The 12,618-nt window shown below is 55.6% G+C and carries 7 protein-coding genes; 2 read left to right on the plus strand and 5 right to left on the minus strand.

The window, feature by feature from the left end:
• Window positions 1–158 precede the first annotated feature (158 nt).
• Window positions 159–2,585, plus strand: coding sequence for a hypothetical protein (locus tag WBN73_RS07445; protein ID WP_337339942.1), 2,427 nt, complete (start codon window positions 159–161; stop codon window positions 2,583–2,585).
• Between the two features lie 1,798 nt (window positions 2,586–4,383).
• Window positions 4,384–5,250: a DUF3037 domain-containing protein gene (locus tag WBN73_RS07450; protein ID WP_337340036.1), complete on the plus strand. Its 867-nt coding sequence runs from the start codon at window positions 4,384–4,386 to the stop codon at window positions 5,248–5,250.
• 391 nt (window positions 5,251–5,641) lie between these two features.
• Here the strand turns inward: WBN73_RS07450 and WBN73_RS07455 are convergent, their stop codons facing one another.
• From WBN73_RS07455 to WBN73_RS07475, 5 genes are all read right to left on the minus strand, one after another.
• Entirely contained in the window at window positions 5,642–6,457 is an 816-nt protein-coding gene (locus WBN73_RS07455) for a DUF5677 domain-containing protein (RefSeq protein ID WP_337339941.1), read from the minus strand.
• Between the two features lie 45 nt (window positions 6,458–6,502).
• Entirely contained in the window at window positions 6,503–8,650 is a 2,148-nt protein-coding gene (locus WBN73_RS07460) for a hypothetical protein (RefSeq protein ID WP_337339940.1), read from the minus strand.
• A gap of 204 nt (window positions 8,651–8,854) precedes the next feature.
• Window positions 8,855–9,118: a hypothetical protein gene (locus WBN73_RS07465; protein ID WP_337339939.1), complete on the minus strand. Its 264-nt coding sequence runs from the start codon at window positions 9,116–9,118 to the stop codon at window positions 8,855–8,857.
• A 432-nt stretch (window positions 9,119–9,550) separates the two neighbouring features.
• Window positions 9,551–10,261 carry a hypothetical protein gene (locus tag WBN73_RS07470; RefSeq protein ID WP_337339938.1) on the minus strand — a complete coding sequence of 237 codons (711 nt, stop codon included), beginning with the start codon at window positions 10,259–10,261 and terminating at the stop codon, window positions 9,551–9,553.
• Window positions 10,262–10,383: 122 nt separating this feature from the next.
• Window positions 10,384–11,385 carry a PASTA domain-containing protein gene (locus tag WBN73_RS07475; RefSeq protein WP_337339937.1) on the minus strand — a complete coding sequence of 334 codons (1,002 nt, stop codon included), beginning with the start codon at window positions 11,383–11,385 and terminating at the stop codon, window positions 10,384–10,386.
• Window positions 11,386–12,618: the final 1,233 nt, after the last annotated feature.

Consider the following 12,618-nt stretch of genomic DNA (forward strand, 5'->3'; position numbering starts at 1 on the left):
AATCAAGCGCTGACCAGTTACCGGGACTTCCGGTCACTTCAGCTACGGATTCCATCTTGCCCCCGGCGGGACGGATACTGTTCCCGGAGGTTTCGATGCATCGCATGCCTGGATGTTGCTCCGGTCAAAGGGTCGGTTACCTGTGATCAAATTGACCCATGACAGCCAGATCCAAACGCAGGAATGCCAGGAAGCGCCAAAGAAAGAGTCATCGGGCAGTTCCGTCGTTCGATATCCACGCACGTCACCTGATGGACTCCGTAGTTTCAATTGAAGCGTTGGCTCGTCAATTCGCTGGTATGGATAAGCCGGAGGAATCAATCCAGAAGGCATTCGACGAGGCGGTGGCAGAATTTGTCTGCGAACTAGAAAGATTTGAGCCCCACCGTCTGCTCGAAGTCGCTCGGATGGCATACTTGCCATGGGCGCGGGTAGGCCAGATGACTCCCAATCCCGAGGCCAAGGCCGCGCACATAGAACTACTTGCCCTAATCGCCCTGTCGGCAATGAATCAGCGTAGTCAAGACAACGGCTTCCCTACGCCTGCGCCAAATGAGATGAGCCGCTTCGTCTCAGAAGCTACCGAACGTCTGAACAATCTGTTGGAGATGTCCCATCTCCGTGCCTTAGCAGCTGAAGACCCAACCAACCGTCTGGCAATGATTAACCAGCTGCTGCGCGGCTCCCAGGTGCTGGTCCGACACACCTCCTACGCTGAGATGGTTGAACAGACCTTGATTCAACTGTTCGACGGCAACCCTGACGTACGTGCGACCCTGACATCTGAACTTGGATTTGACGTAAAGGACGCGCTGGCTGTTTTGAAGGGTTGCCACGACCTTCAGCAGAATCAGTTCAACTGTCGCGGTGCGTACTTCGCTGAGGTACTTAATACATCTGGGTTAGTCGATGAAGATGCGCCTATTGAGGAAGGTCAGGCTGCGATCGAAGCGGCTTTTACACAACTGTTTGAACCCGACGTTGGTCAGGCGACAGTTGACGTAAATGACCTTGTGCGTCAGTCGGGAGTCCCTCTAGCCCGGACTCGTGCGGTCTGCAAAAGCTTCCGTGTTGACCTGTCCTCCTTGACCCCAAGTGAGGTAGTACAAGAATTCATGTCAGGAAATAACCCTCTGCGAACACGTCCCATGATAGTCACTTCTGAAGGCCGCCTAATGATGCCTCATGGATCGTTGACCATGGATGCTATTAAAGAGAACTTGGAAGAACACCTAAAATCATCCATTGCTTGGGATAAGTATGTTAAGCACCGCGGTGAGCTTCTTGAGCAGCGCACATCAGGTGTTCTGCAAAAAGTCATGCCTGGTGCAGTATTTCGTGATGGATTTGAATACTATGTTCCTGCCAGTGAAGCCGAAGTAGCTTTGGCCGATCCGAAATTTTATACGAAAAGGGTTGAGGGTGACCACTTAATTATCCTCGATGACGTAGCCGTTATAATCGAGGACAAGGCAGTTGCCCTCAGCGCCCTGTCCAAAGGTGGGAAAACCAACCGGATCCGTACTGACTTGACCGGTCTAATTACGAAGGCCGCAGCCCAAGCTGGACGCCTAAGGGAACTGATAGAACGCGATGGTGGTGTTCGCGTGGAGGCCGAGGGCTGGGTAGATCTTTCCCAAGTTCGGGAAATACACACTGTCGCCGTGAGCCTCGATGATCTCGGAAGTGTCACTACCGCGACAATTGAGCTCGTCCGTGCAGGAATTCTAGAGCCGGACAACATCCCGTGGACTGTATCCTTGCATGACCTTGAGCTTATTTCGGAACTCATAGAGCGACCAGCAGAATTTTTACTGTACTTGCGCAGAAGATTGAACCCAAATGCAACAGTGATGTTCTCAGCATCGGATGAGCTGGACCTGTTCCTGTTCTTTTTTGAAGACGGCTTGTGGGTCGAACCGGACCCTGAATTGGTAGGGTCAGTTTTTAGCTGGCTGCCTGCGCCCACAACCATTGATCGCCGACGGTTCCGTGAGCAGACGCCCAGCATCATCACGAGCAGAACAGATGCCCTAGATGCGTGGTACTACTCAAAAATCAGAGGTGACAATCCACCGGCCCCCAGACCGAAAATGGTTACATCACCCCTGGGGGAGGTTATCGATGAGCTCCAATCGCGGAGAGTAGAAGGATGGTTGAGCATCGGTGCAACGCTCCTGGGCGCTGCGACCAAGACTCAGCATCAATTAGCGCGGAATCCGAAGGACCTCCTCGACGCACCTGCAGCTAACGGTCTCGGCCGAAGTATGACCATCCCGTTTGCTGGGACGACAGTACTGCCAGAAGCTTGGTTGATGGTCTGGGGGACTCGCCCGGTTGATCAAGAACCGGTGGCGGATGAAAAGCTCTGGCGAGATTATCTAAGGTCGAAAAAGTACCAGCTAAAGTTTCCTCGTGCCGCCGCATTCATATACGACGAGGGCACTCGTGCTTTGGCTGATGTGTACTATGACGGCCATAGTGGTGAGTTGCCCGAGGATCTTCGAAAGAACCTGGTCAAACTTCATCCAGCATCGTCGCTGACCGGTCGGCTTCACCCCGACGGGAAGCGTGCCCGGAGGTAGGGCACCGGAAACTGTACGTGCCGTCCTCCGGTTAGTGCTCGAGGTCGCCGCGAAGGCAACGTCGCCTTAGACGACCAATTTCGTCACTGACTCTCTGGCACTCGCTCTTGCTCACCGAAAGCCCACCACAACCTAACCTGCGCCGTGGTGGGCTTTCTGAACGCCTTAGGTTAGGTCAGTCATCTAAATTAATAGCCTCGCAAGGGCCCTTACACCTGCTGTGAATTCATCGAATTCCAGCTTCATGTGACCGCTTTGCAGACCTCCCGTGCTGGCAACAAGCTCCGGGCCTTAAGTTTCAGTACCCGGTCCGGCATGAAGCGTGGTTTGATGCGGCTCACTCAAGGCCAACGTAATGCTTCATCACCTCTGAGCTCACAGTAGTCGGCAGGTAGCTTTTCTGGATCCGAGGTTACTTCCACCACGGCATAGCAATCACGTGTCTCCGCGCAAATGATGACCAGGTCGGGGGCCTTGATACTCGGTCGCCCTTCTCCCCTGCCGTTGCCCATCCGAGAGCTCCCGAAAAGCCAATCTCCCCTCCATTGCTCCAGAGCGGGTTTGCCGTACTCGCCCTTCAGCCATAGCTTCCGCGTGCCATCACGAGCATCTAATAGCAGCTGCTCCACTTGTGCCAGTGCTGACTCAGCATCAAGCTCGCCTGAACCGGGCGGTGGAGATTGGTTTAGGCGGCGTGCCCGGATGGACAGCTTCTGTAGGTCCGCAGAAGTTACGTCGGTATGACGCCAAACGCCCGCCTGTGAGATGAAGACTTGTGGTGCAGCCGCTGATGGTCGTCAGATGCCTCGCTCGACGCAATCCAGAAGCCGCGGAGTAGACACCTTCGCACGGTCCCCGACGGGTCGCTGTACCGACATTAATCCCGCGGCTATTTGGAAAATGGCCCATGCTGGTTGTACCTTGAATAAAATTTCGCGAGCCGGACGGAAGTTGACGTCCTATGGAACTGGGGGCGGTGACCATGTCTGGCGATTGGTCAGATGCGGCCTTTGATCTGGCTTTTTCCAGGGTTAGCCGAGGCATACCGGAGACGTCGGCCTCAGCCCTCATTAGGGCTGCACCCACTGGTGCCGCACCGATCCTGGCCGTCACTGAAGACGGCAGGCGCTATTGGTTGAAATGGCCAGGCAATCCCCACGGCACCCTGTCCCTTGTCAATGAGCTCGTTGTCGCAAGAATTGGTGGGCTTTTAGAGGCACCCGTTCGCCCGGTCTCCCTCGTGCACGTCGCATCAGACCTAGCCGAAGGGTACTTCGCTTCGGGTCATGCCATTCCAGCAGGTACATACTTTGGGTCGGAGCTTTTGACAGATGTCGAGGAGACTACCGAAATCTTGCGAGTGAGCAGAGATGGGAACGCGCAACGGTTCCCGAAATTCCTCGCGTTATGGAGCCTGTGCTTAGGGACGGACCTTCAGCTCCTGTACCACGTGAGCAGTGACCATCAGGTATGGTCAATAGATCATGGGCTTTGGTTCGACAGTCATGAAGGAGACTGGACTCCTGAGCTCCTCAGTCGATGGGCCAATGATGCGTGGCCATGGCCTGAGGGGCAACGTCCACAAGGTCTTAACCCTGCGGCCCTTCACGAAGCGGCAGACGCCCTCACTGCGCTAACTAGCGACTCACTCGCGTTAGTCTTAGGTGAAGTACCAACTGAGTGGGGAATAGCCGACACAGACCTTCGGGCGTTGGCCAAATTTGTCTACCAAAGGCGCGACTTGATCGCTAGGCAGCTGCGCGAAATATCGGCACACTACTCTTAGGGAGGGAACTTGATGCGATACGACTACTGGGTAGTGCGCTACGTGCCCGATCCCGTCCGAGGAGAGTTTGTCAATATTGGTGTCATTGCCGGCCGGGATGCGGATTGGAGCATGCGCCGAGTCAGCAATCTGCGACGAGCCTCAAGAATTGGTGGTTCGGCGGTTGTGACAGATCCATTCCTGAATCGGATTGAGACCTCAATTCAACGCCAGCTCAACGAGGTCGAGTCGCTGATGCCTTCTGCGAACCTCGCTAAATTTGGCAAAGGGCGACTTGAGGATCTTCGGCACAGAATGAATAACATCGTTCAGATTTCTGAGGCCCGGCCCGTACTGGCAACTTCTTCGGAGGAAGCAGCCGACTTGGCGTTCGAACTCATGGTCGTAGATATCGACCATGAGGTGAAGCATCGGTCCCGTACTCGTACGGTCCACAAACTACGAGATGCCTTCAACCTTCGACCAGAACTCGTTAAGCACGTAGCGCTCCACCAGATCGCTTCCGTAGGGGCTCAGCAAGCTGCGATGGATTTCGCCGTCCAAGATCGCGCCGTGAGACAAATGTCTCAGGTATGGGCGTTTGATGTCCGTGACACTCGTAACCTGCAGACCCAAATTCGAGCTTGGAACTATTTGGTCGCTTTGCTGCGTGAAGACGGGGGTTTCCTTAGATCGAAAGGCGGCCGTCTCGGCTTGGGGATACCCGCGGATGTGGATATTAATGCGGTCTACACGCCTCCAACAAACGAACAAGGCGAAGCCCAGTTACTGATCGCCCTTGAAGGGTGGCGCCGGCTGGGAGTAGATGCTGTTCCGTCCTCCGAGTCTGAGGCCGTTGTGGATGAAGCTGAGCGACTCATATCCTCGGCCGCACGATAGACCGTGGATTCGATTTCCAGCACCAACTGAACCGCTTTGGTGGCAATCTGCAGCGTGCAGACTCACGCCGCCCTAAAAGGTACAGCCCCAGGTGTTGGTCAACGATCGCAAAAGGCAACACCGTGCGGTCGATCCATCACGAATGCCGACGCCTCAAATAAAAATTGGATGCATCTTCCCCGCAACACTATTAGCGGATACGGGCTGTGATCTTGGGGGTGTGTCCTGTGACCTCCCCTAGAGCTGCAATCGCAGCCCGTGCCTGGTGCCACAAAGGCACCCATCGGGATCTCAGTATCTGATTACAAGATCGAGCTTAGCGGTGAACACTTCGTCAAGCACAACACAGAAGAAGCGGCGGTCGGAGAGAGTCGGCCCCTCAGGTAGGCCATTAGCGGGAAGAGTCATCGGCAGCTGGGCTCTCACTTAGCACGAGAAGCATCTGCGCGCTTCTACTGAGTCCTGGCTCAAAGTAGGCAGAAAGCCCCGAAATCTTCGCATAGCCGTCGATGGCACCGAGTAACGCGAAGCAGGACCTAAACGCCGCTCGGGACGCCGTCCTAGGCTTTTCGAAGAGCTCATATCTATGGCCCGAATCATCGGCGACGTAGTAGTGCTGTGCAGTGAAGTCGGACGGATGACTTTCGTGTGTATCAAACAGCCACGCCATGTAGAGGCCACCAAGGCGGTCTGGATTGGAGTCAACAATGTGCTTGAGTGCGGTCAGTGTTGAGAGAGGAGTAAAGTCGTCGCTAGCTTCTGCCGCGCGCTTCTGGAGAGCTTCTGCGAAATCAGGATCAAACCGCCAACCATCCGTCTGAGCGGCCTCCATGTTCGCGAGCCCCTTCTTCTGGCTAAGGAGTGTTATCTCGACGAACTCGTCGCCGTACTCGGCTGCCCAGAGGAGACGTATGGCGTGTTCCAAAGCAGATCGCACAAGCGGTGCGGCTTCTGGTCCAAAACCTCTGCCTTCAAGTTCTATGGCCGCCTGGCCGGAACGCATCACCCGCATGAGCCATCCCCACGCTATTGCGGGTGCGATGACATGCCGCTGGTCCTCACGCTTCCACTCGCCAATCGGCCGCGTTGGTGGTTTAGGGGAGTCCCTCACTAGGCGGACAAGTTCTCGGTAGATCGTGAGGCTGATACGGGCCGGCGACTGGTCCCTCAAGGCGGCGCGTTTCTGCCTGTGGCTTCGTTGACTCACTTGGCTTCCTCGTCCGTGTCGTCGTATAGGGACAGCTGGTTGAAGTCACTGCCCAGGCTGCCCACCCCCGAGCATGGGGAGTAAAGCTGAAACGAAGCCGACACCGTCAACAATGAATGTCCAGGCAAGGACGGGAAGCGCGAGCTTAAGGTCTTTACACCAACGCGTAGCAATGGTAATCATCCCGCCGAGAGCCACTAGGCCGACTATGGCTCCAACGCTGTTGTTCGTTGTCACGCCAACCGACGGAAATACTGCGGTGATGAGGCACAAGGCAATGCTGATGAGGATTCTACGGTGGCGGGTCCTGTTTTCCGCCAGGGCACTATCCGAGGCAGCAGCCTTGCTCAGAGCTTCCTGTAGCTGGTTTGCCAGGTCGGCGTTCTCCTTACCCACCTCAAGCTCACGGATTCTAGCCTCGCGAGCCTCTTCATGCGCTTCACTAGCCTCAACGGTCACCCGAGCCAATGCATCGACCTGGCGTTCCTTCTCCTGATGCATCATCGCGTCAATGCGCTTGGTTCTTGCAGCAAGAACAGCGGCAGCGATGGCTGTAGTTGACGACTTCGCCTCAAATTCATCCAACATCTCCGGCAAGGAGAGCATCATTTGAGCGTGCCGAAGATCCATATCTGACCCGCCTTGATTAGGCGATAGCTGTGCGGCGAGACGCATAGCAAAGTCTCCGGGGAAACGAGCCGGAAGCTGCCACATGGCTTCTTCAGCAAACTGACCTGCTGCAGCAGTTGCAAGGTCCCGTAGGTTTTCCTCTGGCGCACTAATCGATACGACGGTCGTCCACTGCGGAAGGCTCAATGTAAGCGAAACCCGGTCTGATGAGATTGCGGCGTATGCTGGCGACATCTGGCGGTCGCTAGTTATAACCCACGCGCCAGGCCAGTTCTTTGACTGCTCACGACTCCTCCGCCGCCAGGCCATGGCCATCGTGTCGGCGTCCCTCTCCAGGGCCGGGCCGGACCGCCAAGATCGCATGCTCTTGTCGATCTGCTCCTGCAAAGCGCTCAGACACCTGGAAACCCTGTCGCCCGATAGCTCATTGTTGTGGTCTCTAATTGTCGCTCCCCACGACACCAAGTCTTCTTCTAGACGTTCGCAGGCAGTCATCATTTCATTTAGGTTCTTGTATGTGCCGTCTCTAAGTGCAGCGATACAGATGCCATGGATTTGGTCCTCGACCAAGGTGGCGTAAAACTCAACACGAGTGTTGCTTTTGTGCGCTTCCCTGACACGTTTCTCGACTTCAGGAATTTCTCTCCGCAGAAGCTGGTGAAGCTCATCAAGCGAGTGCTGGCAAACAACCACGTCCCAGCCAGCCGCAGAAGCACTGCGAATAGTCAGCTCAGTATCGCTTCTGTCGGCCTTTCGCCCGACCAGCGACAAAAGAACCGGGGTGTCCAGTATCGCTCGCTGACCTTCAGGGCTACCGATCTCACTCGTAATGTCTGCGCCAGAGCGCCCCGAAACATATGAATGAAGGATGCAGCCTGTTGTAATCAGGCTTACAAGCTCTTTTCCGAATGGATCCAAAGGGTCCAGCGCGGCAAGGGCCAGTGACTTAAGTAGCTCGACCACTTCGACGTTGCCACTGACTGCATCAAGGTAGTTGAGGATGTCCGCAGATTTGACCTCCCGGGGTGCAATCTGGCCTTGGATCAATTGCTCAACTTGCCCCAAGTAAGCAGACTGCGACTGCTCAATACCGGCGATTAGTGCTCTCACTAGCTGATTCAGCCAAAGCTCAGCTTCAGTACTGTCGGGTTCATACCCCAAACCTTCACGGCTTCGGACTCTAAGATCCGCCATAACGCGCTCTCTGAGAGCTGTGACCCATTGCCCATGGCGCTGAACATCGGAAAGTCCGTCTGCGGTCAGGAACCATTCCCCGCTATCGGTAACGCCAACCAAACGTAGTTCTTTGGCCAACGCAAGAGCAGAATCGATCTGCTCCAGAGTCGGCTGACTTCCAGGCCACATCTCTGCCACCGCCCGACGAATTACATCTGAGGACGCGTGCTGGTTACGACGCAGAAACTGGCAGGCCGCGGCGCACAGAAGATCTGCTTCGGTCGATGGCCTGGAAGAGTGGAGAACCCGCTGGACAGCCGATAAGAAGCCGATGGCGCCAGGGCCCGTTTCGTCGGTTCCGCTCGTGACATCGACGACTGCCGTCAAGAAAGCCCCCTTCGTACCCCCGCAGGGGAATCCCACCGTTGTCATTTATCTTATCTTCGGTTGGCGTGGGAAAAGCAGAAAAGGGGTTCGACGGGATAGTGTTCGCCCTCAGCGCAAGTCCACGAAACTGGATTTTTCTAGCCGCTCGGCCTGCCGTTGCTACTCTCGGCACCCATTGTGCCCACAGCCCGGCTCTTTCCGGCCTTAGTTGTCTTCCCGACTTTGACGGCTGCGCCGGGGGTGTGTTCCTTCGCTGCGTGCGGCTGCGAGGCGGCCCCGGATCCGGGTTTCGTTGGTGCCGGTATCAGCAAGGGACTCGGCGAACTTCTTGTGGTATTTGTCCGCGCCGTAGCGGGCCTGTGAAGCGGTTTCGGTTTTCAGGCCTTGGCCTTCTGGCCGGCTGCTGTCGTTGCCGGTGACGCGGTTTACGATCTCGCGGCCCCCGCTCTCGATGCCCTGGAAATTCACCGCGGTCGGTGGTGGGCTCTGGCTGCTTGAACGCGTCCACCGGAAGCCGGCAGAGATTCGCAGGTTTGAGTATGGGCAGAAATGTTCCGGGCTAGAGTTTGGAATCATGACTCCAGCAGGGATCCCGCTGAGGGTTTACTGCAGGGGCGACACTGAACTTGTGTCGGTGAGTCCTTCCTCAAGCGTTGAAATGATATCCATCGTGTATAAGGAGCACGGGATCCGGAGCAGGTTCCTAAGGAGAGTTCCGAAGCGCAGCTCCTTATATTCTCATGGTTCGGATGATGAATCATACGAACGGTGGGATACCCCCGTGTATTCGAACCCCTAAGAAAATGGGCAGCCTGGAATTTCAAACATGAATAGCTTCCAGTAGCTCATCCGAGACTTACCTATTTGCGCGTGCTCTAAACCGCGCACTACATATAGTTCCTATCGGGACTTTACCTTTTCAACTTTGATCCGCAGAGGAAGCCATCTTCTGGTCTTCATAATCCTCACTGCAATCAGCGAGCAATAAAGGTCATCTTCCAGTATCTGAGTGATCCGCAGAAGTCGCCCCACAGTGACATGCGCGGCTGCCATTTCAAAACTGATTCGTCTGGAATGGCGGTAGTCATTGGGATTCTCGTGCCAATTTGAGACTGCCCCTATCATATACTGACGATTGGGGAACTTATCTTCGAGGTGCTCGAGAAGACCAGGCAGAACTGCTGCGATACCCGCAAGCAAGCCAGCATCTGGGAGTGGTAGCGAGCCGCCTACATGCTTCGCAGAAAACTGGATCCAGACCATGGGTAGGCGGGTATTCAGCTGAGCAAGTTGGCGCTTCCGTACTTTGTCCACAACCCACCGGACAGCAGCTCCGACGGCCTTGAGCGCGCTAATGATCATCCCCACAGAAACCTTTATCTCGATGGGTCCGCCCCCGAGACCGGTAGGTTCTGTCGCCCTGATGACAAAACCAGAGCGGCGCATGTATTCAGTAATTGCGGAGGTGAGTCCCTCATCATCTCGGCGACCATATCGGTCGAGGGTCGCTGAAGAGACAGTTAGCTCTGAGGAGTAGGCGTGGATATTTTCCGGAAGGCTGGCCATCTGTCTGGGACTCCTTGTGTAGCCAAGCTGTGCAGGCTTGATCATTCAATAGATAATTCAGTTGACGGGAAAAACGATATTTGCGGCTTCGCTGTACGGCACCTACGCGGTCACCGTACACGGCTTCGAGGACGGCAGGAGGCCTAATTTTGGGCGGAAACGGCCATCTAGCTTATCTTGGTCCAAATACCGCACCCTGAAGACTCGAAGCCTTCACCTGCGTACACCGTCGCTATGGCGCCGTCCGGGGCGAAGCCCACGAAATCGTTTGAGATGATGCTCCCTGAACCGGTGTTCCTGGACCAGTAGCAATTTTTCACACCCGGCTTGGTTCGGTAGGTTCCAGCCTCCATGTCTTTTCCGACAATCTTGTTGCCATCGCTGATCTGCACGGCGTGCGCGGCTTCCTCTAAGGCCGCAGCGTGAGGGGCATCCGGGCACATAGCAAGGGCAGCCAAAGCCTTAGCCTTCTTCCACTGAGGCTTGGCTGGCAACTCATCGGCATAGTCAGGGTTGTCGATTGCACACAAGTCGAAAACGGACGCGTAGGCGAAGCCAGGGATGCTTGCATCGCCGCCGTTAATCGCAACAATGTCAACGATCTTCTGCTCTTGAGGCAAGAGCTTCGTAGTGTCGTAGACGCTGGTTCCGTCAAGGTATAGGGAGCAGCCGTTCCGCCGGTGGTAGTACAGGCTGGCCCAGACCTCTTTGTAGGATTTGAAAATCTTTTGAGGTTCCGATGTTCCAGCGCCTCCGCAGGTGTACGTGTACCTGAGGGCAAGAGCCGCTTGTGCAGCCTTCTCGGCTTTTGCTGAAGCAGCAGCTTTCTGTTCCGCTTCGCTAACGTTTGTGATAATGCGGACCACACCGTCTGGCTTTGCTTCATGTGCGGCTGGTTCGGTCCCAACGACCAAAACATCTGTATCCGGGTAATCCTTCAACCACTCGTTCCCGTTAGCGTCGAAGAAGGATGCATCGAAGCCGAGGCTGCGAAGCTCGCTCCGTGCGTCTACAGCCCTCTTGCCCTGCACATCCGGAATAGTAGTTGGCGATTGAGAGACAGCTGGCGTACTGCTTGGCGACAAATTCGCGGGCGGGGTATTCGACCCACATGCCGTAATTGTTGCCAGCAAGACTGCTGCAAATGCGGTAGCAATCGTGATCTTCATTTTTTTCCTGGATACAGCGAGTGACGGATGAGATGGGCAGCTGTGAATGACTAAAGGGTCAACAACAACCGGCTAACAATACCAACGATCTTGTACGAGGCTCCTCGGTAGGTGAGGACTACTCACTTGCTTCGGGAGGCTGGCCACCTCTCGAGTCGGGAGATACGAATGGTTGACCACAGGATTGCAAATCTCATCAGCGGCTACTTGCCAGCTGAAGGCAAGGCCGGCTCGGCGGCCCAAACGGTGTGGAGATGGCCGAACTCTTGGTGATCGAGAATGACGTGGAGCGCAAATGCTCGCACACGATGAGGTGTGGGTTAATCCAGGAAAGGAATTTGCCGGCACGCACAACGCGCCTGGCTTTCGTTGATCGATGGCTGAGACTCCAAGGGCCATCGAAGCCGCGGTATGTCCTAGCGAGTGATCAGGGATTTTCATCGACCGGTTTGGCCCGGACTGCTGGTGGCAGAGTCATGCCGGCCAATCGCTTCGCCGTGACGGGGGTCGGTCGCTTCAGCTGTTCCTCCAAAGTGACCTTCATTCGTGCCACGAGGATTTATCTTTTGCAGGGTGTCGAAGACCTGATTCTTTGGTTAGGGTCATACTTCCTTCGGGATTTCGCCGTCTCCTTCCTCCTCGCTGATCAAGGAACGGCAGGGGGTAGTCCCGAGGTCATGTAGGACGACTTAAGCGGCGCCGAAAAACGTTGCAAAAAAGACAACGGAATCGGACTTCACTTCGGCGTGGAACAGCTGGACCTCGAGCAGGGCCGCCGGCCCTGGAACGGCCCACAAAAATCCGGCTGAAACTTGGGCTGCCAGCCGACACAGCCGCAAGTTGCGTCGTTAGCTAGTACATCCCTCTACCTAAGTCGCGCCGATAACAACGCATATGTCGTGTAGGGCCCGGTGTACTTCATCAGACAAACAAAGGCCGCAGCTCTAACCAGGGCTGTGGGTGGAGTTTCTTGGTCAGGTGCGTCGTCTCCAACGCTGACCCGATGCGGCAGGAGGGCTGCAGATGCATCTGGCACGATGGCAATCCTACGCACCCCCAGGCACACAGGAAGTAAGGCTAGTCAGTGCTTCCCTCCTGATCGTCAGCTCGAAATCCAGCGAAGGTACTTTGCACGACTGAAATGAAGACCCCGCCACGCCATGCGGCACAAACCTCAAGTGCACCACTTCTGGTATCCCAAACCCCCACCTCCTCACCCACCCCCTTGACTCC

The sequence above is a fragment of the Paenarthrobacter sp. CCNWLY172 genome, from assembly GCF_037402035.1.
GTDB lineage: Bacteria > Actinomycetota > Actinomycetes > Actinomycetales > Micrococcaceae > Arthrobacter.

Coding starts and splice junctions, on each gene's coding strand:
- WBN73_RS07445 (WP_337339942.1), top strand. CDS start 159: ATGACAGCCAGATCCAAACGCAGGAATGCCAGGAAGCGCCAAAGAAAG.
- WBN73_RS07450 (WP_337340036.1), top strand. CDS start 4,384: ATGCGATACGACTACTGGGTAGTGCGCTACGTGCCCGATCCCGTCCGA.
- WBN73_RS07470 (WP_337339938.1), bottom strand. CDS start 10,261: ATGATCAAGCCTGCACAGCTTGGCTACACAAGGAGTCCCAGACAGATG.
- WBN73_RS07475 (WP_337339937.1), bottom strand. CDS start 11,385: ATGAAGATCACGATTGCTACCGCATTTGCAGCAGTCTTGCTGGCAACA.